19 protein-coding genes are annotated in these 23586 nt (G+C 70.5%); 13 read left to right on the plus strand and 6 right to left on the minus strand.

The features are described from left to right. Positions 1 to 54: 54 nt before the first annotated feature. From ACQG07_RS16810 to ACQG07_RS16825, 4 genes are read left to right on the plus strand one after another with little or no spacing between them, the layout of a single operon-like run. A complete protein-coding gene (locus ACQG07_RS16810; RefSeq protein WP_079704476.1) occupies positions 55 to 843 on the plus strand; it encodes an amino acid ABC transporter permease in 789 nt (262 codons plus the stop codon). Further along, positions 840 to 1610, plus strand: a complete 771-nt coding sequence (locus ACQG07_RS16815) for an amino acid ABC transporter ATP-binding protein (protein WP_426738890.1) — start codon at positions 840 to 842, stop codon at positions 1608 to 1610. Before ACQG07_RS16810 ends, ACQG07_RS16815 begins: the two co-directional genes overlap by 4 nt. Further along, positions 1610 to 2695, plus strand: coding sequence for a Gfo/Idh/MocA family protein (locus ACQG07_RS16820; protein ID WP_426738892.1), 1086 nt, complete (start codon positions 1610 to 1612; stop codon positions 2693 to 2695). The genes ACQG07_RS16815 and ACQG07_RS16820 overlap by 1 nt, the downstream gene beginning before the upstream one ends. After that, positions 2692 to 3828 (plus strand): NAD(P)/FAD-dependent oxidoreductase, encoded by a 1137-nt coding sequence (locus tag ACQG07_RS16825; protein WP_426738893.1) that lies wholly within the window; start codon positions 2692 to 2694, stop codon positions 3826 to 3828. The genes ACQG07_RS16820 and ACQG07_RS16825 overlap by 4 nt, the downstream gene beginning before the upstream one ends. 249 nt (positions 3829 to 4077) lie before the next feature. Here ACQG07_RS16825 and argG read toward each other — a convergent pair whose 3' ends face one another. Then, positions 4078 to 5517 carry an argininosuccinate synthase gene (argG, locus tag ACQG07_RS16830; protein WP_071261487.1) on the minus strand — a complete coding sequence of 480 codons (1440 nt, stop codon included), beginning with the start codon at positions 5515 to 5517 and terminating at the stop codon, positions 4078 to 4080. A gap of 293 nt (positions 5518 to 5810) precedes the next feature. Next, positions 5811 to 7790 carry a M13 family metallopeptidase gene (locus tag ACQG07_RS16835; RefSeq protein WP_426738894.1) on the minus strand — a complete coding sequence of 660 codons (1980 nt, stop codon included), beginning with the start codon at positions 7788 to 7790 and terminating at the stop codon, positions 5811 to 5813. A 150-nt stretch (positions 7791 to 7940) separates the two neighbouring features. Between ACQG07_RS16835 and ACQG07_RS16840 the strand changes: the two genes are divergently transcribed. The 7 genes from ACQG07_RS16840 to ACQG07_RS16870 all read left to right on the plus strand — a co-directional run bounded on the left by ACQG07_RS16840 (position 7941) and on the right by ACQG07_RS16870 (position 16893). Then, on the plus strand, positions 7941 to 10841 hold the full coding sequence (locus ACQG07_RS16840) for a VTT domain-containing protein (RefSeq protein ID WP_426738895.1): 2901 nt from the start codon (positions 7941 to 7943) through the stop codon (positions 10839 to 10841). Positions 10842 to 10906: 65 nt separating this feature from the next. Then, on the plus strand, positions 10907 to 12247 hold the full coding sequence (locus tag ACQG07_RS16845) for an MATE family efflux transporter (protein WP_426738896.1): 1341 nt from the start codon (positions 10907 to 10909) through the stop codon (positions 12245 to 12247). Between the two features lie 98 nt (positions 12248 to 12345). Further along, positions 12346 to 12921: a hypothetical protein gene (locus ACQG07_RS16850; protein ID WP_124767954.1), complete on the plus strand. Its 576-nt coding sequence runs from the start codon at positions 12346 to 12348 to the stop codon at positions 12919 to 12921. 183 nt (positions 12922 to 13104) lie between these two features. Beyond that, positions 13105 to 14028: an ABC transporter ATP-binding protein gene (locus ACQG07_RS16855; protein WP_426738897.1), complete on the plus strand. Its 924-nt coding sequence runs from the start codon at positions 13105 to 13107 to the stop codon at positions 14026 to 14028. Continuing rightward, positions 14025 to 14885, plus strand: coding sequence for an ABC transporter permease (locus ACQG07_RS16860; protein WP_274498964.1), 861 nt, complete (start codon positions 14025 to 14027; stop codon positions 14883 to 14885). The genes ACQG07_RS16855 and ACQG07_RS16860 overlap by 4 nt, the downstream gene beginning before the upstream one ends. An 86-nt stretch (positions 14886 to 14971) precedes the next feature. Next, complete coding sequence (locus tag ACQG07_RS16865; RefSeq protein ID WP_426738898.1) at positions 14972 to 16267, plus strand: sensor histidine kinase; 1296 nt, start codon at positions 14972 to 14974, stop codon at positions 16265 to 16267. Next, positions 16264 to 16893, plus strand: a complete 630-nt coding sequence (locus ACQG07_RS16870; protein ID WP_426738900.1) for a response regulator — start codon at positions 16264 to 16266, stop codon at positions 16891 to 16893. Before ACQG07_RS16865 ends, ACQG07_RS16870 begins: the two co-directional genes overlap by 4 nt. A gap of 26 nt (positions 16894 to 16919) precedes the next feature. Here ACQG07_RS16870 and ACQG07_RS16875 read toward each other — a convergent pair whose 3' ends face one another. The 4 genes from ACQG07_RS16875 to ACQG07_RS16890 all read right to left on the minus strand — a co-directional run bounded on the left by ACQG07_RS16875 (position 16920) and on the right by ACQG07_RS16890 (position 21157). Beyond that, the gene (locus ACQG07_RS16875; RefSeq protein ID WP_426738902.1) at positions 16920 to 18224 is read right to left on the minus strand and encodes a glycoside hydrolase family 125 protein; all 1305 of its coding nucleotides are present in this window, start codon (positions 18222 to 18224) and stop codon (positions 16920 to 16922) included. A gap of 101 nt (positions 18225 to 18325) precedes the next feature. Continuing rightward, positions 18326 to 18727: a YbjQ family protein gene (locus tag ACQG07_RS16880; protein WP_124767949.1), complete on the minus strand. Its 402-nt coding sequence runs from the start codon at positions 18725 to 18727 to the stop codon at positions 18326 to 18328. Further along, positions 18724 to 20010 (minus strand): amidohydrolase, encoded by a 1287-nt coding sequence (locus ACQG07_RS16885; protein WP_426738904.1) that lies wholly within the window; start codon positions 20008 to 20010, stop codon positions 18724 to 18726. The genes ACQG07_RS16880 and ACQG07_RS16885 overlap by 4 nt, the downstream gene beginning before the upstream one ends. A gap of 79 nt (positions 20011 to 20089) precedes the next feature. After that, entirely contained in the window at positions 20090 to 21157 is a 1068-nt protein-coding gene (locus ACQG07_RS16890) for a LacI family DNA-binding transcriptional regulator (protein WP_274498961.1), read from the minus strand. 125 nt (positions 21158 to 21282) lie between these two features. Here ACQG07_RS16890 and ACQG07_RS16895 point away from each other — a divergent pair, with 125 nt between their 5' ends. Then, complete coding sequence (locus tag ACQG07_RS16895; protein ID WP_426738905.1) at positions 21283 to 22527, plus strand: MFS transporter; 1245 nt, start codon at positions 21283 to 21285, stop codon at positions 22525 to 22527. A 257-nt stretch (positions 22528 to 22784) separates the two neighbouring features. Further along, positions 22785 to 23480 carry an endonuclease NucS gene (gene nucS, locus ACQG07_RS16900; protein ID WP_064294112.1) on the plus strand — a complete coding sequence of 232 codons (696 nt, stop codon included), beginning with the start codon at positions 22785 to 22787 and terminating at the stop codon, positions 23478 to 23480. The last annotated feature ends 106 nt before the right edge of the window (positions 23481 to 23586 follow it).

The raw sequence follows: 23586 nt of genomic DNA on the forward strand, positions 1-23586 counted from the left end.
AGATGTGTATAAGAGACAGGCACCACACCATCCCACCCCTCAGGAGCAGACAGCATGGACTGGCTCGACAGCATCATCAAGACCTTCTTCGACTTCGACGCGATGTGGCAGGTGTTCCCGCAGCTGCTCGGCGTGGGACTCGTCAACACTCTCGTCATCTCGATCGCCGCCACGGTGATCGGGGTCATCCTCGGCATGATCATCGCCATCATGGGCATCTCGCCCTCACGCTGGCTCCGAGTACCCGCGCGGATCTACACCGACGTGTTCCGCGGCCTGCCGGCGATCCTCACCATCCTCCTCATCGGCCAAGGCTTCGCCCGCTTCAGCCAGCAGCTGTTCGGCCCCTCGCCCTATCCGCTGGGCATCCTCGCGCTCAGCCTCATCGCCTCCGCCTACATCGGCGAGATCTTCCGCGCCGGCATCCAGAGCGTCGACCGCGGCCAGCTCGAGGCCTGCCGGGCACTCGGCATGAGCTACGGCAAGGCGATGCGACTCGTCGTGGTGCCGCAGGGCATCCGCCGGGTCCTCCCCGCGCTCGTGAACCAGTTCATCGCCATCGTGAAGGACTCGAGCCTCGTCTACTTCCTCGGGCTCCTCGTCAGTGAGCGCGAGCTGTTCCGGGTCGGTCAGGACGCCGCCGTCCTCACCGGCAACCTCTCCCCGCTCGTCATGGCGGGGCTGTTCTACCTCGTCATCACCGTGCCCCTCACCCACCTCGTCAACTTCTTCGACAACCGCTTCCGCACCGGTCGCCGCAAGGCCACCCCGCCGAAGAGCGGCCTCGACGAGCTCGACGAGGTGCAGCCACCCCTGCCAGCCACCACCGGGAGCAACACATGACCTACACCTCTCCCCTGCCCGTCACCGACGGACACTTCTACCGCGGCTCGAGCCTGGAGCTCCGCGACGTCTCGATGGCGTACGGCGACATCGAGGTCATCCGCGAGGTGAGCATCGACGTCGAGCCCGGCACGACGACCTGCATCATCGGGCCGTCCGGCTCGGGCAAGTCGACACTGCTCCGCGGGGTGAACCGCCTGCACGAGCCCACCTCCGGCGACGTCTTCCTCGCCGGTGAGAGCGCCCTGAAGATGAAGCCGGAACGGCTCCGGACGCGGGTCGGCCTCGTCTTCCAGCACTTCAACCTGTTCCCCGACCACACCGCGCTCGAGAACGTGGCCCTCGCACTCCGCAACGTGAAGGGCATGTCGAAGAGCGAGTCACTCCGAGTCGCAGCAGCGCGCCTCGACGACGTCGGACTCGGTGAACGATCGGACCACCGGCCGCGCGACCTCTCGGGAGGCCAACAACAGCGCGTCGCGATCGCCCGCGCACTCGCGATGGAGCCCGAGGTCATGCTGTTCGACGAGGCCACGAGCGCCCTCGACCCCGAACTCGTGAAGGGCGTCCTCAACCTGATGGCCGGTCTGGCGCAGCGCGGCATGACGATGCTCGTCGTGACCCACGAGATGGGCTTCGCCCGCAAGGTCGCCGACCAGGTCGTGTTCATGGACGAGGGCCGCGTGGTCGAGGCGGGGACCCCGTCGCAGCTGTTCGACGCCCCGCAGAGCCCCCGCCTGCAGCGCTTCCTCTCCGAGGTCCTCTGATGGCGGCACGCGTCTCCGGCACGATCAGGACGGGCGTCATCGGCTTCGGCACCTCCGGCGCGGTGTTCCACGCGCCGTTCCTCGCCGCGGATCCCGACTACTCGCTCGACCTCGTCGTGACCTCCGACCCGGATCGACGGGCCGAGGCGCTCGGGCGGTACCCGGGCGTCAAGGTCGTGTCGACCGCCGAGGAGCTCTTCGCCCGAGCCGACGAGCTCGACCTCGTGGTCATCGGCTCGCCGTCCGGCACGCACGCCGCGCTCGCGACAGCCTCCCTGGACGCCGGCCTGCACGTCGTGGTCGACAAGCCGTTCGCCGTCACCGCGGCCGAGGGCCGCGCGATCGTCGATCGTGCTGCAGCCGCCGACCGCCTCGTCACGGTCTTCCAGAACCGCCGCTGGGACGGCGACTTCCTGACCGTGCGGCGGCTGCTCGACGAGGGCATGCTCGGGCACGTCCATCGCTTCGAGTCACGCTTCGAGTGGTGGAAGCCCGATCCGCCCGCATCGTGGAAGACGACCGCGACCGCAGCGGAGGGCGGCGGCATCCTCTACGACCTCGGCACGCACGTGATCGATCAGGCCATCCAACTGTTCGGCGAGGTCGAGGACGTCCAGGCTGAACTCGGTGTCGTCCGGCCCGGAACGGTCGCGGACGACGACGCCTTCGTGGCGCTCCGTCACCGTTCGGGGGTCCGGTCGCACCTCTGGATGGGGTCGCTCGTCGCCCAGGCCGGCCCACGGTTCCGCGTCCTCGGATCCTCCGGTGCCTACACCTCGTGGGGACTCGACGGCCAGGAGCCCGCACTGAAGGCCGGTGCTGATCCGCGTGACGACGGATTCGGTCGGCGTGACCCGTCCGGTTGGGGCGCGATCGGGGTCGACGGTGCAACAGAGCCCGTCCCCATGGCCGACGGCGACTACGCCGCCTTCACCCGCCTCCTCGCGACCGCCCTCCACGACGGCGGTCGTCCACCGGTCGATCCGGCCGACGCGATCGCCGTCCTCGAGATCATCGAGGCCGTCCACGCGGCCGCAGCACCTCACCAGCGCAGCACTCCAGAACAGAAAGAGCAGACAGCATGAGCAGCACCACCCAGACCAGCCGACGCGTCGTCGTGATCGGCGGCGGCATCCTCGGAACGTCCAGCGCCGTCGCCCTCGCCCGCCGAGGTGCCGACGTGACCCTCGTGACCGACCGCTCCCTCGCCAGCGGCGCCTCGGGACGATCGCTCGCCTGGCTGAACTCCGCGGCCCGGCGGTCGAGCGAGTACCACGCGCTCCGTGTCCTCGGGATCGACCGCTGGCGGACCTTCGCCGCGCAGATCCCGAGCGCGGAGTTCCTCCGCTTCGACGGCGGACTGATGTGGGCACCGGAGGGCGAGTCCTACGCGGAGACCTTCGCCTACGAGCGCGGCATCGGCTACGACGCCCGGTGGCTGGCTCCGGAGGAGGTCGCTTCGGTCACGCCGGGTGTCGATCCGGCCGCCGTGGCTGCGGAGGGCGCGATCTTCAATCCGGGCGAGGGCTGGGTCGAGCTGCCGTCCGTGATCGAGGTGCTGTCCCGCGAGTTCGTCGCCCGCGGCGGACGGATCGTGACGGACGCCGGCGCCGAGATCGCCTCGTCCGGCGGATGTGCCGTGGGTGCGGTGCTCGCGAACGGTGACCGCATCGAGGCCGACGCCGTCCTGTTGGCCACGGGTCCCGACGTCCCGGCCCAGCTCGCCGCACTCGGCATCACGATCGGCGACCAGAGCCCGGCCGCATTCGTCGCGTTCACGAAGCCCGTCGCAGCCGAGCTCGTCGCCGTCCTCAACACGCCGAAGGTGGCCGTCCGTCGCACCAGGGAGGGCGGCTTCGCGCTGGACTCCGCGTGGTCGGAGGAGGAGATCGAGGTCCGCGACGACGGTTCGCTGCACATCTCGGACTCGACCGTAGAGCGGCTGTTGGCCGAGGGATCGCGGGTGCTCGCCGGCAACCCGAGCCTCGAACTCGACCACATCGGGGCCGGCTACAAGCCGATCCCCGGAGACGGCGAGCCGGTCTTCGGCGCGGTCCCGCAGCTGCCGGGGCTCTTCACGGCCTTCAGCCACAGCGGTGCGACACTCGGGCTCATCGCCGGTGAACTCCTCGCGGACGAGATCGTCGACGGCGAACCCTCGCCGCTGCTCGCGACCTTCCGGCCCGAGCGGTACGCGGAGTCCCCTGTCCCCGCGTAGCCCTGGCCGATTCACAACTCAGGACGGCCCCGGCGGGTCACATCGGCCACCCGGCGGGTCCCGCGGGACGCGCCGCACCGGTCCTGAGTTGTGAACCCCTGCCGTCCCCAACTCAGGAGTCGTCCGGCGTGTCGCAAGCGCTCCCGCTCGACGCACCGCAGCACTCCTGAGAACGGAACGCGAGAGACCACGACAGAATGCCCGCCGCACTCGTGGAGTGCGGCGGGCGTTCTGCGTGACGTGGTGCGACTAGTCGGTGCCGGAGTCGAACGCGGCGCCCTCGGAAGCGAGGTCGGTCGCGCGCTCGAGGGCGTCTGCGGTCGGGTCGAGGAGTTCGCCGCCGAGGATCTCCTGCGCTTCACCCTGCTCGAGCTTGCCGACGAGGTCGGCGGTCGCGCCGCCGACGATGCCGGCCGCTGCGTACTGCTCGAGCCGCGAGCGCGAGTCCGCGATGTCGAGGTTGCGCATGGTGAGCTGACCGATGCGGTCGTCGGGACCGAACGCTGCGTCGCCGACGCGCTCCATCGAGAGCTTGTCGGGGTGGTAGCTGAGGCCGGGGCCCGAGGTGTCGAGGATCGTGTAGTCGTCGCCGCGGCGCAGACGGATGGAGACCTCGCCGGAGACGGCGGAGCCGACCCAGCGCTGGATGGACTCGCGCAGCATGAGCGACTGCGGATCGAGCCAGCGGCCCTCGTACATGAGGCGGCCGAGTCGGCGGCCCTCGTTGTGGTAGTTGGCGACCGTGTCCTCGTTGTGGATCGCGTTGAGCAGACGCTCGTACGCGATGTGGAGGAGCGCCATGCCGGGGGCCTCGTAGATGCCGCGGCTCTTCGCCTCGATGATGCGGTTCTCGATCTGGTCGCTCATGCCGAGGCCGTGACGACCACCGATGGCGTTGGCCTCGAGGACCAGCGCGACCGCGTCGGCGTACTCGACGCCGTTGAGCGCGACCGGGCGACCGGCCTCGAAGGTGACGGTGACGACCTCGGAGGCGATCGCGACGTCTTCACGCCAGAACGGCACGCCCATGATCGGCTCGACGAGTTCCATGCCGGAGCTGAGCTCTTCGAGGCGCTTGGCCTCGTGGGTGGCGCCCCAGATGTTGGCGTCGGTGCTGTACGCCTTCTCGGTGGAGTCGCGGTACGGGAAGTCGCGGGCGACGAGCCACTCGCTCATCTCCTTGCGGCCACCGAGCTCGTTGACGAAGTCGACGTCGAGCCATGGCTTGTAGATGCGCAGGCGCGGGTTGGCGAGCAGACCGTAGCGGTAGAACCGCTCGATGTCGTTGCCCTTGTAGGTGGAGCCGTCGCCCCAGATGTCGACGCCGTCCTCCTTCATCGCGCGGACGAGCATGGTGCCCGTCACGGCGCGACCGAGCGGGGTCGTGTTGAAGTAGGTCTTGCCGGCGTTGCGGATGTGGAACGCACCGCACTGGAGGGCGACGAGGCCCTCCTCGACGAGCGCCGACTTCGCGTCGACGAGGCGCGCGATCTCGGCGCCGTACTCCTTGGCGCGGTCGGGGACGGCGCCGATGTTCGGTTCGTCCGCCTGGCCGATGTCGGCGGTGTAGGTGCACGGGACGGCACCCTTCTCGCGCATCCAGGCGACGGCGACGGAGGTGTCGAGACCTCCGGAGAAGGCGATGCCGACGCGCTCGCCGACGGGGAGGCTGCTCAAGACTTTAGACACGCCTGCGATTCTACGGGTTCGCGGGGAGCGGAGCACGTCGCCGCCGGTACCGCTTCGCCCGGGCCGGGGGACGGCGGGGGCTGTGGCGATATCGACGGCGACGCTGCTGTGAACCGGACGGATCGGACCAGGTCGGCTCAGGCGCTGTTCGGGTCTCGCGCCATGAGCTTCACGAGTGCATCGGGATGACGATTCGTCGACTCCAGAGTGATTCTCGCAGCGTCTGTCGGTCTTCCGCACGTCCCACTACTGGGGTCATCGGCAGGGGGCGACAGGCTCCGCGAGACGCGGCGCTACCAGATGGTGACGCGCTCCTCGGGGGCGAGCCATGCTGCGTCGGATTCGGTGACGCCGAACGCCTCGTAGAAGGCGTCGATGTTCCGGACGATCTGGTTGCAGCGGAACTCGTTCGGCGAGTGCGGGTCGATCGACAGCAGACGGATGACCTCCGCGTCGCGTCCCTTCTGCTGCCAGGCCTGCGCCCAGGAGAGGAAGAACCGCTCCGCGCCGGTGAGGCCGTCGATGACCGGCGGCTCCGCACCCTCGAGCGACAGCAGGTACGCCTTCCAGGCGATGCCGAGCCCTCCGAGGTCGCCGATGTTCTCGCCGATCGTCAGTGCGCCGTTCACGTGGTGGTCGGGCACCTGGGCGGGAGCCAGCGCGTTGTACTGCTCGATGAGCGACGCGGTGCGCTCCTCGAACGCCGCGCGGTCGGCCTCGGTCCACCAGTCGGTGAGTCGGCCGTCGCCGTCGAACTTCGATCCCTGGTCGTCGAAGCCGTGCCCGATCTCGTGACCGATGACCGCGCCGATCGCCCCGTAGTTCGCGGCGGCGTCGCGGCCGGCGTCGAAGAACGGGTACTGGAGGATGGCGGCGGGGAACACGATCTCGTTGAAGCCGGGGTTGTAGTAGGCGTTGATCGTCTGCGGCGTCATGAACCACTCGTCGCGGTCGAGCGGCTTGCCGATCTTGCCCAGTTCGCGGTCCATCTCGAACCGGCTGGCGCGACGGACGTTGCCGAGCAGGTCGTCGGCTTCGAGCTCGAGCGCCGAGTAGTCGCGCCACTTGACGGGGAAACCGATCTTGGGCGTGAACTTGTCGAGCTTCTCGAGCGCCCGCGTGCGGGTCTCGGGGCTCATCCACTCGAGGTTCTCGATGCTGTCGCGGTACGCCTCGACGAGGAAGCCGACGAGGACGTCCATCTCGTCCTTCGACGTGGCGCCGAAGTGCCGGTCGACGTAGATGCGGCCGACGGCCTCGCCGAGCATGCCCTCGACGAGCGAGACGCCGCGCTTCCAGCGCTCGCGCTGCTGCGGCGTGCCGGTGAGGGTCTTGCCGTAGAAGTCGAAGTTGGCGCGACCGAACTCCTCGGAGAGGTACGGTGCGGCACCGTGGACGACCTTCCAGGCCAGCCAGTCCTTCCAGGACTCGAGCTGCTCGTCGACGAGGAGCTCCCCGAGGCCCTCGAGGAAGCTCGGCTCGCGCACGACGATCTCCGCGAACACCGCGTCGGCGGCGCCGATCGCATCGCGCCAGACGGCGAGGTCCGGGCCGTCGAGGTCGGCGCCCGCGGCGAGCGCCCCAGCTTCGTCCCACGAGTACAGGTTGTACGTCTTCTCGCTGTCGCGAGTGGCGACGTTGTCCCAGTGCTTGGACGCGATCGCCGTCTCGAGGGCGAACACGCGGTCGGCACGTGCGGCAGCGTCGTCGATGCCGGCGAGCTCGAACATCGTCTGGAGGTGTGCGCGGTAGGCCTCGCGGATCTCGGCGAAGGTGTCTTCACGGAAGTAGGACTCGTCGGGCAGCGTGATGCCGCCCTGTTCGGCGAAGACGAGGTACCGCTCGGGGTTGCCCGGGTCGTTGTCGACGAAGAGCTGCAGGAAGCCGCCGACGCCCTCCGCCTCGAACTCGCCGGACAGGCGGAGGAAGGCTTCGATGGAGTCGACCGCTGCGACACGGGCGAGCTGATCGGCGAGCGGGGTCGCTCCGAGGGCGTTGGCCCGGTCGACGTCCATGAAGCTGGCGTACAGGGCGCCGACCTTCACACCCTCCTCGCCGTCGGGGTTCGTCTGCGACTCCTCGATGATGTCGCGGACGGCGTTCTCGGCGTCTTCCGCCAGCTGGTGGAACGAACCCCAGCGAGCTTTGTCATCGGGGATCTCGGTGCGGTCCATCCACTTGCCGTTCACGTGGCGGAAGAGGTCGTCCTGCGGCCGCACGGCCGGGTCGAGTTCGGAGCGGTCGATGCCGGAGGCGAGCTGCGCGTCAGTCATGCGGATCAGCCTAGCGACGGCACCTGACCACGGCTCGGGTGTTCTCTCAGAGCGGGCGTGCCGCTCTGGACCGAGTCCTGTGGAGGAGCGTCGCGAGCGCTTCGGGGAACGAGGGACTACCGTTGACCCACCCGGCCGGAAGGAGCCCGCGTGGACTGGTTGGCCGACTTCCCGCCCGGCGTCCTGCTCCTCGTCGTCTTCCTGGTCGTCGCGGTCGAAAGCCTCGGCGTGCCGTTACCGGGAGAGACCGTGCTCATCGGGGCGACACTCCTCGCCGCGTCGAGTGGCCTGAACCCGGTGTTCGTCGCCGCCGCGGCCGCCGGTGGTGCGATCCTCGGCGACTCGATCGGCTACTGGATCGGCAAGCGGTACGGCCGGCGGCTCCTGTCGGTGCTGAACCGCAGATTCCCGAAGCACGTGGGGCCGAAGCGACTGGGCGCCGCGGTGCACCTCATGCGGCGGTGGGGGCCGTGGGCGGTGTTCGTCGGACGGTTCATCGCCGTCCTCCGCATCTTCTCCGGACCGCTCGCGGGCATGTTCCGCATGACGTACCCGCACTTCCTCGTCGCCAACGCGGCGGGTGGCATCGCCTGGGCCTCGCTCGTGGTGACGGTCGTCACCGTACTGGGGAGTGCCGCGACCGAGTTCCTGCACCGCTTCTCCTGGGCGGCGCTCGCGTTGGCCGGTGCCGCGGCCGTCGTGATCGCGGTGGTCGTCGTGTTCCGGATCCGTCGTCGGGCCGCCCGGCCGGCCGCCGATCGCGCGCCCGTGTCGATGACCGAGGCGGAGCTCGACGAACTGCTGTCTCCATCCGGGTCGGTCCCGGCCACGACCGACGCCGACGCCCGAATGGACACGCCGACCACCCGGGCCGCCAGCTCGGCCCCCGTCCGCACCGATCTGCGCGCCGCGATCGCCGTCGTCCTGACGCCGCTGCGCTGGGCCCTGCGGACGACCCCCGCGACCACCGCCTTCGTCACCGTCTTCGTCGCCCTCGGCGTCGTGACCGGTGGCCTGTGGCGCCCGATCGACCAGGCCGCCTGGTACCCGGCGTTCGCGTATGGGGTGCCGAGCCTTGAAGCCGGGCGCTGGTGGACGGTCCTGACGGGCATGTTCATCACCGCCGACCCGCTCGCCTACCTCATCGCGATCGTCGGCGCGGCCGTGTTCGGCGGGTGGGTCGAGGTCCGATTCGGCACGCTGCGGGCGTCGGCGATCTTCGTGGCCGGCCATCTCGTCGGTGTCTTCGGGGCCCTCGGTGCGGCCCTGGCGTTGGCTCGGCTCGACTGGCCGTGGGCGCAGTCCCTCGTGACGACGCTCGACGTCGGTCCGAGCTGCGGCATCCTCGCCTGCGTCGCGACCGCGACCGCGTTCATGCGTTCCCCCTACCGGCTGCGCTGGCGGCTGCTGCTCCTGTCGTGGGTGTCGATCGCGCTCCTCTACATCGGGAAGATCGACGACCTCGAGCACTTCATCACGACGGTCGTCTTCGTGATCGTGGCCCGCCTCCTCCTCGGCGAGCACCGGTCGACCCCGCGACCCACCATGCGCGACTGGCGGCTGTTCGCCGTCTCCGGACTGCTCGTGATCGGTGCGGTGCAGCTGCTCGTCACCCTCGTGCCGCTCGACGGGCCGCTCGGTTCGACCACCCTGACGCAGGGCTCGATCCTCGACGTCGGGGTCGACACCATCGCGATCCTGGTGATCGCGAACTGGCTCCGCCGTGGTCATCGCTGGGCCTGGTGGGCGGCGATGGTGCTCACCGTCGGCAACCTCCTGGTCACGCTCGCCCTCATCGCCCTCGCCTGGCTGGCCCAGGTGCCGGTCGTGGCGTCGACCATCTGGATCTCCGCGAGCGTCCTGTGGGCGGGACAGGCGGTGGTCCTCGTGCTGTCGCGCCACGCGTTCCGGGTCGCGGCGAACCAGACCAGGCGACGCCTGCCCGGGGCGATCGGACCCGGTGCGCGGCGAGCACGCGCCAGGGCGGCCCAGCTGCTGCGCGAACACGGCGGCGGACCGCTGGCGGCCTCGGCACTCCGGCGCGAGAACCGGGTGTTCGTCACGGCCGACGGTGGACACGCGGTCGCCTACCAGCAGCATGCCGGCGTCGCGCTTGCCCTCGGCGAGCCGATCGGCGACCCCGGCGGTGCAGTCGCCGCGGTGTCGGCGTTCGCGACGGCGGCCGAGCAGGAGGGGCTCACACCGGCGGTCTTCGCCACCCGCGACGAGCGCATCGTGCCCGAGGGGTGGCGGGTGTCGCCACTCGGCCGAGACCTCGTGCTCGACCTCAGCGGTGCGGATGCATCAGAACCCGTTGGTCCGGACGATGCGACGGGAGCCGCCGGCGCGGATCCGACGACCTCGATCCTGGTGCCCGCTCGCGAACTGCCGTGGGAGCTCCGCAGCCAGATCCGCGCGCTGTCGTCGGTGTGGGTGTCCGACCGGCACGTGCCCGAACTCGGTCTCACCGTGGGTTCGAGCATCGACGCCCCCGATGGCGACGACCGGGAGCCGACCGCCGCGGTCCGGGTCTCCGTCGTGACGGACGCCGCAGGCGCCGTGCTCGCGGCGGTGTCCTGGTTGCCGATCCCCGGGGCCGACGGCACCGTGCACGGGTGGGCGCTCGACGCGGTCCGGCGCGCACTGCCGACGGACGACGCCGGAACGACGGCGAGTGCGGGTACAGCGTCGGAGGAACACACCAGCCGAGCCGTCGAGCGGGCCCTGACCGACGCCTGCCGACGATTCGCGTCGGAAGGCGCAGCCATGGTCTCGTTCGCTGCTTCCGGGCTGGCACAGGACGGCACCGAGCCCGACGGCGCCGCCGTGCGCACGATGACCGGCATCGCCCACCGGGTCGACCCGCTCGTCGGCTTCGCGGAGATCGCCGACGTCGCCGAGCGCCTGGGCGCCACCGCCGTGCCGCTGTACCTCGCCTGCCGCGAGGACGCCGACCAACCGCGGGTCGCCTACGCCGCCGCGGCCGGCTTCCTCACGGGCATCCGCCTGCGCGACCTCCCTGGACTGAGCGGGTCGCTGCTCGCGCGGTAGGCCGTCGACTCGTCCCGCCTCGGACGGTGACGCGGCGCGTCACCACCCGCGGCTAGGCTCGGCGGGTGACCACGGGACAGGACAGGCGACGGCTGCGACCCGTCGACCGCGACATCCTCCGGCTCGCGGTCCCGGCGCTCGGGGCGCTGATGGCGGAGCCGCTGTTCCTGCTCGCCGACTCCGCGATGATCGGTCACCTCGGCGTCGTGCCGCTCGCCGGCCTCGGGGTCGCGAGCGCGGTCCTGCAGACGGTCATCGGGCTCATGGTGTTCCTCGCCTACGCGACGACGCCCGCGGTCGCCCGGCGTCTCGGACACGGCGACGAACGCGGCGCGGTATCGCTCGGGGTGGATGGGCTCTGGTTGTCGCTCGGGCTCGGTGTCGTGATCGGTGCGGCCGGATGGTTCCTCTCGCCCACGCTCGTCGGGCTGTTCGGCGCGACGGACGCCGTCGCCCAGCAGGCCGACACCTACCTCGGCATCTCGATGCTCGGCATCCCCGCCATGCTGCTCGTCTTCGGTGCGACCGGGCTCCTCCGCGGCCTGCAGGACACCACCACGCCCCTCGTGGTCGCCGGCGCCGGGTTCGCCGCGAACATCGGCCTCAACTTCCTCTTCATCTACGGCCTCGGACTCGGCATCGCGGGATCCGCCATCGGCACCGTCATCGCGCAGTGGGGCATGGTCGTGGCCTACCTCGTCGTCGTCCTGCGCCATGTGCGGCGGACGGGAGCGAGTCTCCGCCCGCACCGCGCCGGCCTCGGTGGTGCGGCCCGTTCCGGCGGATGGTTGTTCCTCCGCACGGTCAGCCTCCGCGCCGCGATGCTCATCGCCGTGTTCGTCGCGACCGACCTCGGCACCGACGAACTCGCCGGGTTCCAGCTCGTCATGACCCTCTTCGCCACCCTCGCCTTCGCGCTCGACGCCCTCGCGATCGCCGCGCAGGCGCTCGTCGGCAAGGGGCTCGGGGCCGGCGACGTCGCAGGTGTGCGTGCCGTCCTCGTCCGCTGCCTGCAGTGGGGCGTCGGCTCGGGGATCGTGCTCGGCCTGGTCATCGCCCTCGCGAGCCCGGTCATCGGCCTGCTCTTCACAAGCGACCCCGGCCTCGCGGCGCTCATCGTGCCCGCGATCATCGTGCTCGCCGTCACCACCCCGCTCGGTGGCGTCGTCTTCGTCCTCGACGGCATCCTCATCGGCGCCGGAGACGCGAAGTACCTCGCGATCACCGGGCTGCTCAACACGCTCGTCTTCCTGCCGTTCGCGCTCGCGGTCCTCGCCTGGGCACCCGGCGGGCAGACCGGGCTCACCTGGTTGGCGCTCACCTTCTTCGTCGGCTATCTCGGCGCGCGCGCGACCACCCTCGTGCTCCGCGCCCGCACGACGGCGTGGATGCGCACCGGGGCCTGACGGACAAATGGGGAGTTGTCCCCATTGAGGCGGCCTCCTCGGTCCCCCATCCTGGACCTGAGCATCCGTCAACGCTCACGATTCCAGGGGGAACCACCATGTCACTTCGCTCCGCTCACCACCGTCTCCGCGTCTCCGCGGTGACCGCCGTCGCCGTCATCGGGCTCTTCGGGCTCGCCGCCTGCAGTAGTGGCGACGCACCGGCCGACTCCGAGCCCTCGACGAGCGCCACGACCGCGCCCGAGGCCACGGAGGACGCTGCCCAGGAAGAGCCGGCATCGGGCGCGACGAAGTGCACCGAAGAGCAGGTCAACACGCTCAGCGCAGCCAGCGGCGTCGCGGTCCCGGCGGCCGCTGTCGCCGCGGCGAAGGCCACCTTCGCTCCGGCCGCGGTCCTCGGCGACCTGCCGACCGTGTGCATCCTCAGCTATGAAGCGGGTGACGCCTCGGGCAGCTACGCCGTCCTCTCCGGCGGCGCCGCCTCCCTCACCGCAGCGGCCGCGAACGCGACGGCCGGTGGCGCGAGCGTGACCGAAGCCGCCGGTACGTTCACCGGATCGCTCGACGGGCTGACGATCATCGGCATCCCGTTCACCCAGCTCACCCAGGAGACCGCCGGGTTCGAGAACGTCGAGGACCTCGTCGTCGTCGTCTCCACCGCGGCACTCGGCTGAGCCGCCCCAGCGTCACGCCAGCGCCCATCCACCCTCGTCGGGCGGGTGGGCGTTCGTGCGTGTCGACCAACCGAGCAGACGCCCCCGTGCGTCAGGCCGCTCGCGCATCAACCGATCGGTGGATAGGAGGATCAGCCCCTCCACCGCTACCGGTGCGCGTCCCAGCGGACGAGCATGGACACCATGAGCACACGACCGATCATCGAGGTCCGCGAGCTGCGCAAGCAGTACGGCGACTTCACCGCCGTCGACGGGGTCTCCTTCGACATCCACCCGGGTGAGACCTTCGCCCTCCTCGGCCCGAACGGCGCCGGGAAGAGCACCACGATCGAGATCCTCGAGGGCTACCGGCACCGGACGGGCGGCGAGGCGAGCGTCCTCGGTGTCGACCCGGCGAAGGGCGGTCTCGACTGGAAGGCCCGCCTCGGCATCGTCCTCCAGTCGAGTGCCGAGGCCGCCAACGTCACGGTTCGGGAGCAGCTCACACAGTTCGCCCGGTACTACGCGGACCCGCGGGATGTGGACGAGGTCATCGAGGCGGTCGGGCTCACGAGCAAGGCGGGCACGCGCATCGGCAAGCTCTCGGGCGGCCAGCGTCGTCGGGTGGACGTCGCGCTCGGGGTGGTCGGCCGCCCAGCCCTCCTGTTCCTCGACGAGCCGACGACCGGGTTCGACCCCGAGGCGCGTCGGCAGTTCTGGGAGCTCATCCGCTCGCTCAAACGCGACGGAACGACGATCCTCCTCACCACCCACTACCTCGACGAAGCCGCCCAACTCGCCGACCGCGTCGCCGTCATCGCGGCGGGTCGACTCGTGGAGATCGGCGCGGTCGACGAGATCGGCGGTGCCGAGGCCCGGATCCCCGTGGTGCGCTGGCGCGACGAGCACGGCCTCCACGAGGAACGGACCGAGGTGCCGGCCGCACGGGTCGCCGATCTCACGGCGACACTGGGGGGAGAGCCGCGCGACCTGGAGGTCATCCGTCCGAGCCTCGAGGACATCTACCTCGGGCTCGTCCACGCGGCCGACGCCGCTGCGTCGTCAGCCACCCCATCAGCAGCACCGTCACCGGCCACGACGGTCACCACGACAGGAGTCGGCGCATGACCACCATCGACCGCACCACCAACACGCTCGTCCCGGCACTCCCCCGCGGACGCACCCTCCGGCTCGGAGCCAGCAGGATCGGCTACGAGACCCGCATCTACTTCCGCTCCGGCGACCAGGTGTTCTTCACCTTCCTCTTCCCCGTCGTGATGCTCGCGATCTTCTCGACCGCGTTCAGCGCGATGGGGAACGTCGGTGAGGCACCCGACGGCACCGGCGGGGTCAGTCAGGCCGCCTTCTATCTCCCCGGCATGATCGCCGCCGGCATCCTCCTCTCGGGCGTCCAGAACCTCGCGACCGACATCGCGACGGAGAAGAGCGACGGCACGCTCAAGCGCCTCGGCGGCAGCCCGCTCCCGGTCATCTCCTACTTCCTCGGGAAGATGGGGCAGGTCCTCGTCACCTCGGTGCTCCAGATCGCGCTGCTGCTCCTCGTCGCGCGGTTCCTGTTCGACGTCACCCTGCCGACCGAGCCCGAGCGGTGGCTCACTTTCGCCTGGATCTACCTGCTCGGCATCGCGACCTCGGCCGTCCTCGGTATCGCCCTGTCGGCGCTCCCCCGCACGGGCAAGAGCGCGACGGCCGTCATCATCCCGATCGTGCTCGTGCTGCAGTTCATCTCCGGCGTCTACCTCTCGTTCACGATGCTCCCCGAGTGGCTGCAGAACGTCGCGAGTGTCTTCCCGCTCAAGTGGATCGCGCAGGGCATGCGCTCCGTCTTCCTGCCGGAGGGGTTCGCCTCGCAGGAGCCGTCCGGTGGCTGGGACCTCCCGATGGTCGCGCTCGTCCTCGTCGTCTGGGCGATCGTCGGCCTCGTCCTCACCCGCCTCACCTTCCGCTGGGTCCGCCGCTCCTAGCCCGCGAACTGTCAGTTCCGGTGGGTGTACGCCGCCGGAACTGGCAGGAAGTGACAGTTCGCGAGCAGGGATGGGAGGGTTGGGACATGGACGGACGACGGTGGTGGGATGTCGCGTTCGGCGCGGGGTGCGTGATCGTCGGTGCGCTCGTGAGCGTCAGCGCGGCCGGGGCACCGGAGCGGGCCGTCGGCGTCTGGATCGTGCTGGCGGCGCTCTGCCTCGTCTACTACACGGCCGGGCGCCGCACCCTCGAGCGTCCGCAGGGCGGGCTTTGGTTCGCGATCACCCTCATCGCCCTCACCGCAGTCGGGACGGCATTCTCCCCGAACGTCCTGACCCTCCAGTGCCTCGTGTTCCCGCTGCTGTGGGTGCTGACGCCGAACACCCGGAACGCGATCATCCTCAACATCGCGAGCGCCGCGGCCCTCGCCGTCGGCTTCATCGTCGGACAAGGTGCCGCCCCGGAGGCGATCCTGCAGGGGCTCGCGATCCAGAGCGTCTCGCTCGTCTTCGCGTTGTCCCTCGGGCTCTGGATCACCCGGATCGCCGAGCTCGGCGACGAGAAGGCACGACTCCTCGTGAGTCTGCAGACCGCTCAGGCGGAATCGGAACGGGCGAGCCGAGAGGCCGGGGCGGCCGCCGAACGCGAACGCATGGCTCGCGACATCCACGACACCATCGCGCAGAGCCTCACGAGTGTGGTGCTGCTCGCGCAACGCGCCCGCTCCGAGGTCGGTGAGACCGTCGCGGGCACGCCGGACGCCTCCCCGCTGGACGGTCGACCGATCGCCGCCCTCGACAGCATCGACCTCATCGAGAGCACGGCACGCGACGCCCTCCGCGAGGCGAGATCCCTCGTGGCCACGCTGGCCGCGATGCCGGCCGCCGACACCACCCTCGGTGACAGCCTGCGGCGCCTGGGCGAGCGGTTCAGCCGTGAGACGGGCGTGGTCGTCGAGGTCGACGCCCCGTCAGAACGGTTCGAGCGAGCACCCGAGGTCGTGCTGCTCCGGAGTGCCCAGGAGGGTCTCGCGAACATCCGGAAGCACGCCGCCGCCGACCGCGTCGAGCTGGTACTCACCGTCGACGACGGCTGGGCCGAACTGCGGATCTCCGACGACGGGGTCGGCATCGCGGACCCGGAAGGCGCGCTGCTCGGGACCAGTCCGGGCGCAGGCTTCGGGCTGCACGGCATGCACGACCGGGTGACGCTGCTCGGCGGAACGGTGGAACTCACGAGTGCCGCCGGAGCGGGGACGACGGTGCGGGTGCGAGTGCCGGTGACGATCGAAGCGGGCCCTTCGACGGGCTCAGGGACCACGGACGGCCTCTCGGTCGGCAGCCCTTCGACAGGCTCAAGAACCGTGGAGGACGGACGATGACACGGATCAGGATCGTGGTCGCGGACGACCACCCCATCGTGCGATCGGGCATCGTCGCGCTGATCGGGCGCGCGGACGACCTTGAGGTCGTCGCCGAGGTGGCGGATGGCGCTGCGGCGGTCACGGCTGCAGAGGAGCACCGGCCGGACCTCGTGCTCATGGACCTGCGCATGCCGGTCCTCGGCGGTGCGGAGGCGACGGCGCGCATCGTGCAGCGCGTGCCAGGCGTCCGGGTGCTCGTCCTCACGACCTACGAGACCGACGACGACATCCTCGGCGCGATCGAGGCCGGAGCCGGCGGCTATCTGTTGAAAGCGGCGCCCGAGCAGGAGATCCTGGCCGGCATCCGTTCGGTGGTCGCCGGTCAGACGGTGCTCGCGCCCACCATCGCGGCGACGCTCGTCGGCCGCATGCAGGGTGGGACCCCCGCCCGCCCGCAGCTCAGCGCTCGCGAGCTCGAGGTCCTGGCGCTCGTCGCCGCCGGCAACAGCAACCGGGCGATCGCGGCGGCACTCTTCATCTCGGAGTCGACGGTGAAGACGCACCTGCTGCACGTCTTCGAGAAGCTCGAGGTGGCCGACCGGACCCGGGCCGTCACCCGTGCACAGGAGCTGCGGCTGCTCTGAGCCGGCGCACGAGGCTGCGGGTCCGTTCAGTCACCTCGGGGCACAGGACGCCGCACGTGCGTGCGCAGACCCACCACGTCGAGGACGAACTCGCAGAACATCGCGTTCGCCCAGGAGAACCAGGGGCGGGTGAAGGTGTCGGGGTCGTCCTTGTGGAACGACTCGTGCATGACCCCGGTGCCGGCGTCGGTCCGCAGCAGCGTGTCGAGCAGGCGGGCGCGATCCTGCTCGTCCTGCGAGGTGAGGCCCTCGATGGACAGGGCGATCGGCCAGATGTGGTCGTCGGGCGTGTGTGGGCTCCCGATCCCACGGGCGGCGGACCCGACGAAGTAGCTCGGGTCGTCCTCACTGAGCAGGAACCGTCGCGTGGCCAGGTACCGGGCGTCGTCGGGCGCGCACCAGCCGAGGAACGGCAGCGAGAGCAGGCTCGGCACGTTGGCGTCGTCCATCAGGAGCGCGTTGCCGAATCCGTCGAGCTCGTAGGCGTAGACGTCGCCGTACTGATCGGTCGTCACGACACCGTGGGCGTCGATCGCGGTCTCGAGCTCGCGTCGGAGGGCACCGGCTTCCGCGGCGAGTGCCGCGTCGTCGAGCACCTCGGCAGCGATCGATTCGACCCCGGCGAGCGTCACCGCGGCGAAGAGGTTGCCGGGAACGTTGTAGCCGTACCGCCCTGCGTCGTCGCTCGGCCGGAACCCCGACCACGAGAGCCCGGTCCACGCCGTCTCCGGCCCGAGTCCGTCGCGGACGAGCGTGTCGGAGAGCGGCGCGTCGAACCGCTGGAACCGGTACGGCGAGCGCTGCTCGTGGTGCTGCTCGACGCGCCAGACCTCCATCGCCGCGACGACGGCGGAGCGGTACCGCGCATCCAGGTGGTCGCGGCGCCCCGTCGCCAGCCAGATGTCGTGTGCGAGCTGGAGCGGGTAGCAGAGCGAGTCGATCTCGTACTTGCGTTCCCACACCCAGGGCGACGCATCGGTGCGGTCGTCGCGGTGGCCGTGCCCGTTCGGCTCGGCGTTGAACGCGTTCGCGTAGGGGTCGAGTGCGATCGCATCCAGCTGCCGGCGGTTGACGGCGACGAGCAGCTCGGCCAGCTCGGGGTGGTCGGCTGCGAAGTGGAGATAGGGAGCGAGTTGGGCGCTCGAGTCGCGCAACCACATCGCGGGGATGTCGCCGGTGAGCATGAACACGGTGCCGTCCGGCATGGGCGTCATCGTGCTGTGCAGGGTGTCGGCGAAGCAGCGCTCGAACATCTCGGCCACCCGTTCGTCACTGCGCTCCCGCACAGCCGTGGTCACCTCGGTGATGAGTTCGTCGATCCAAGCGGTCATGGGTCTCCTCCGTCTGCGTCGGCGCGGTGATCGGGCGGGTCAGGTCGAGTCAGGTCAGCGCAGGTCGGAACGAGGGGCGTGCCCCTCGTTCCGCTCCACCGTCAGACGTCGCCGCGTGGTTTCGGGGCGTCCGGTTGCTTCGCCGCGTAGGCGGACTGGCCGGTCGCTCCGGGCTCGCCTGCGGGGATCGGGACGAGGTACGCCGCGGTGCCGTAGGCGGTCAGCTGCGTCCACGCACCGCCGATGTCGGTGGTCTCGAGACGCATCGCGAGGACCGCGTTCGCGCCGCGCTGTTCCGCGTCGGCCACCAGGCGTCGCATGACCTCCTGGCGGGACTCGAACAGCAGCTGGGTCATCCCCGGGACCTCGCCGCCGCCGAGCGCCGAGAAGCCGATCGACATCGAGGAGCCCCAGTCGCGAGCTCGCACGGTGAGCCCGACGACCTCGCCGAGGACGGCGTCGATGCGGTGTCCGGCGACGGTGTCCGTCGTCACGACGATCATGCGGTGGCCGCCGTTCCGGCCAGACGCGACAGTGCCGCGAGCGAGAGCGCTGCGATGCCGGTGTCGAGGGTGGGGTGGATGAGCGGAGCGAACTTCGAGGAGTGGTTGCCGGGGAGGTCTTGTTCCATGCGCCCCGAGGCGTAGGCCGCGGCGAAGGCCTGTGGGTCGGCACCCCCGAGGATCCAGTAGACGATGGGAGCGTCGGCGGCCGTCGCGAGCATGCCGACGTCCTCACTCCCCGTGACGAGACCGGGGTCGACGACGCGGTTGGCACCGAACGCGTCGGCGAACACCGCCGTCACCGCGCCGGTCGCCGCGGGATCGTTCACGAGCACCGGGAAGGCCTCGGTGTGTTCGATCACCGGTTCCCGCTCGGCGCCCGATGCTGCGGCCTCGGCCCGGATGATGCGCTCCATGGAGCCGACGACGCGGTCGCGCACGTGCGGTTCGTAGCTGCGGATGTTGACGCCGATCTGCGCGGTGTCGGGGATGATGTTGTTCTTGGTGCCGGCGTGCATCGTGCCGACGGTGAGCACCGCGGTGTCGGTTCCGGCGACCTCGCGGGACACGATGCTCTGGAGGCGGACGACCGCCGACGCCGCCATCACGATCGGGTCGATCGTCGACTGCGGGCGGGATCCGTGCCCGCCGCGGCCGTGGAAGGTGACGCGGTAGGCGTCGGTCGCGGCGAACGACGGACCGGCGTGCGTGCCGACGACACCGGCCGGCAGCGGACCGACGTGCTGGCCGAACACGATGTCGGGCTTCGGGACGCGTGCGTAGAGGTCGTCGTCGACCATCGCCTGCGCACCGCCGCCGGCCTCCTCGGCCGGCTGGAACAGGACGACGAGTGTCCCGGACCAGGTGTCGCGCCGTGCGGCGAGCAGTTCGGCGGCACCCAGCAGACAGGTGACGTGGACGTCGTGGCCGCAGGCGTGCATGACCGGGACGTCGTTGCCCTCCGGATCGACCCCGCGCGCGACGCTCGCGTAGTCGAGGCCTGTCTCCTCCAGGACGGGCAGGCCGTCCATGTCGGCCCGCAGGAGGACCGTCGGTCCTTCGCCGTTCTCCAGGACACCGACGACACCGGTGCCGCCGATCCCCGTCGCGACCCCGTACCCGAGGCCGGTGATGCGATCCGCGACCAGGGCGGCCGTCCGGTACTCCGCGAAGGAGAGCTCCGGATTGGCGTGCAGATCCTGGTACACCGGTGCGAGCGACACGGCGAGCGACGCCGCCTCCTGCTGGACGAGTGCTGCGGTGGCGATGGGCTGGTCGGTCATGGGTCTCCTTCGAGCGTCTCCTCCACCCTACGGGGCGGGTCAGCCGCACGGCAGGGGCTGTCGAAACCCCGGCGAGGACTCAGAGCTGTGGAGCGGGGACCCGTGCCGTCGTCGCTCCAGGGTGGAAGCGGACGCTGAACTGCTCGCACTCCGGATCGCGGCCGTCGAGCATGGCGACGATCGCGCGGCCGGCGGCCGACCCCTTCTCCCGGGAGGGCTGCCACACCGTCGTGAGGTCGTAGTCGAGCCCCTCGACCCGGATACCGTCGAACCCGACCACGCTGAGCTCCGCGGGGACGGAGATGCCGAGTTCCTCGGCTGCGCGGATGACGCCGGCGGCCAGGAGGTCGCTCTGTGCAGCGATCGCCGTCGGCCGTTCACCCGCCGGAACGTCGAGGATGGCGTGTCCGGCGACCCGCCCCTCCTCGAGCGATGACCCCGTGGTGACGAACCCCTGCGCGTCGGGGAAGACGTCGCGGAGGCCCTGCAGGCGTTCGATCGCCGGGACCGTCGTGGCGGATCGCTCCCACTCGGGCGTGAGCGGGCCGCGGCGCTCGGTCGGGTCGAGGTTGAGGGTGACGACGGCGACACGCTCGTGGCCGAGATCTGCGAGGTGTCGCGCCTCCTCACGCACGCCGCCGCGGTTGTCGACGGCGATGTCGGGGACGCCGAGGGCTGCGAGTCCTTCGATCGACACGATCGGCATCCCCCGTCGGCTGAGGATCGCGACCGAGCTGTCGAGGTTCGGGCTGCAGCCGATGAGGACGACGCCGTCCATCGGTGCGTTGCTCAACTGCAGCGTGCCCTCCTGCGCGTCGTTCAGGAGCAGCAGACCGGCACCGACCGCGCCGAGCTCGTCCGCGAGTCCGTCGAGGGTCTGGACCATCACCGGGTCGCGGAAGGAGTGCCCGATCCGGCCGGCGACGACGGCTCCGACGATGCCGCTGCGTCCCTGGCGGAGGGAACGGGCCCGGGGGTCGGGGCCGGCATAGTCGAGGTCGGCCGCAGCCTGCAGCACCCGCTGCTTGGTCGCTTCGGAGACGGGTCCGGCGCCGCTGAACGCGAGCGAGGCGGTCGACGGCGACACCCCCGCGCGCTCGGCGACATCGGCGAGCGTCGGTCGCGAGGGGCGTGATTCCTGGTCCACGATCTGCTAGCTTAGTCGACGGAATCGAATCGATTCGATTCTCGTCAGATCCACCCAGATGCACGGGCCTCACCACCCCGCTCCACCGAGCGCCCAGGCGCACCAGCACCGATCCCGAGGACCCTGTGTCAGAGCCGACCAACCCGCCGACCGCACCCGTCGCCCTGCGCCCACGCCGCGAGCTCCTCGCCTGGCGCAACGCGATCTTCGTGATCTTCGCCCTGAGCGGCCTCAGCATCGCGACCTGGGTGGCCCGCCTCCCGGCCATCCGCGACAACCTCGACCTCACCACCGGCACGGTCGGACTCCTCATCCTCGGCATGTCGATCGGGTCGATCCTCGGCCTCATCGCCTCGCAGCACATCCTCGGACGGCTCGGCCCGCGGCACGGGATGCAACTGACGCTCGGGCTCATCGCCGTCGGGCTGCTCCTCATCGGGATCGGCGCGAGCCTCGTCCCGACTGCCGGCATCGTGCTCGTCGGCCTGATCATCTTCGGCTTCGGGAACGGAGCGCTCGACGTCATGATGAACGTCGAGGGAGCCGCCGCGGAGCAGGAACTGGGCAAGACGGTCATGCCGTTCATGCACGCGTGCTTCAGCTTCGGCACGGTCGCGGGCGCCGGACTAGGGGCGCTCGCCTCCGCCGCCGGCCTCGAGGTGTTCTGGCACGCGCTCATCATGGCCGTCACCATCGCGATCGCCGCCGTCATCGTCGTCCGGTTCGTGCCGACCGAGCAGGCCGTCGTGGACGGGCTCGACGAGGCCCCGAAGGCGCCGTGGCAGCACCGTCTCCGCGAGAGCCTGTCGGTCTGGGCGGACGGCCGGCTCATCCTCATCGGCGTCATCATGCTCGGTATGGCCTTCGCCGAGGGCAGCGCCAACGACTGGCTCGCGCTCGCCGTGGTCGACGGCCACGAGCAGAGCAACACGACCGGCGCGCTCGTCTACGGCGTGTTCGTCACCGCGATGACCGTCGGTCGCATCGTCGGTGGGCCGCTCATCGACCGCTTCGGCCGGGTGCCGGTGCTGCAGGTGTCGGCCGCCGCGGCGATCGCCGGACTCGTCCTGTTCATCCTCACGCCGGTCACCGGACTCATGGTCCTCGGAACCGTGCTGTGGGGCCTCGGGGCCTCGCTCGGGTTCCCGGTGGGCATGTCCGCCGCGGCCGACGACTCCAAGCGCGCTGCGGCACGGGTGAGTGCCGTCGCGATGATCGGCTACTGCGCGTTCCTCGTCGGTCCGCCGCTCATCGGCATCCTCGGCGACGCCATCGGCCTGCTGAACGCCCTGTTCGTCGTGCTCGTGCTCATCGTGTTCGCCGGCCTGGCGTCGCCGGCCGCCCGCGAGAGCAGCCGCCGCAAGCGCTGAGCGCAGTTCGTTCGCCCCACCTGGCGAGGGTGCACAGCTCCTGCCGACGGTCTGCCCGTCGCCCGCGCCCGGTTCGCAACTCCTGCTCCTCGCATCTCCCGCGATCCGACGACCCGAGAACTCCGGGCTCATGACTCGCCGGAAGAGGCACCAGCAGGAGTTGTGAGCGGAGTCGTGCTGACGGCAGCAGGAGATGTGCGCAGCCGTCGGACGCCGGCTGCGTCGGGCGCCCACGTCCGGAGGGTAGGCTCGTCGTCGTGCGTTTGGTGATTGCGGAGTGCTCGGTCGACTATGCCGGACGGTTGTCGGCTCACTTGCCGCTCGCCAAGCGGCTGCTCATGGTGAAGAACGACGGCAGCCTGCTCGTCCACTCCGACGGCGGCTCCTACAAGCCGCTCAACTGGATGAGCCCACCCTGCGTGCTCACGACGGTCGAGCCCGACGAGACGCAGGCCGCGGCCGGGATCACCGAGCTGTGGAAGGTCACGCACAAGAAGACCGGCGACGCCCTCATCGTGTCGATCCACGAGGTCCACCACGACAGCGCGCACGAGCTCGGCGTCGACCCGGGCCTCCAGAAGGACGGCGTCGAGGCGCACCTGCAGAAGCTCCTCGCCGAGCAGATCGAACTCCTCGGCGACGGATACCGACTCATCCGCCGCGAGTACATGACCGCGATCGGCCCGGTCGACATCCTCGCCACCGACGCGACCGGGGCGTCCGTCGCGGTCGAGCTGAAGCGCCGCGGCGACATCGACGGCGTCGAGCAGCTCACCCGCTACCTCGAACTCATGAACCGCGACCCGCTCCTCGCACCCGTGCAGGGCGTGTTCGCCGCTCAGGAGATCAAGCCGCAGGCGCGCACCCTCGCCCAGGACCGCGGGATCCGCTGCGTCGTCCTCGACTACGACGCGATGCGCGGCCTCGACGACAGCGACTCCCGCCTCTTCTGACGTCGACTGGGTCCCTTTCTCAGGAGTCCTGCGGCGCGCCGGCTTCGCCAAGCACCGACGCGCCCGGAAACTCCTGAGAACGGCACCACCTACCGCTCAGTGACCT

The organism is Plantibacter sp. 2H11-2, assembly GCF_050031945.1.
GTDB lineage: Bacteria > Actinomycetota > Actinomycetes > Actinomycetales > Microbacteriaceae > Plantibacter > Plantibacter auratus.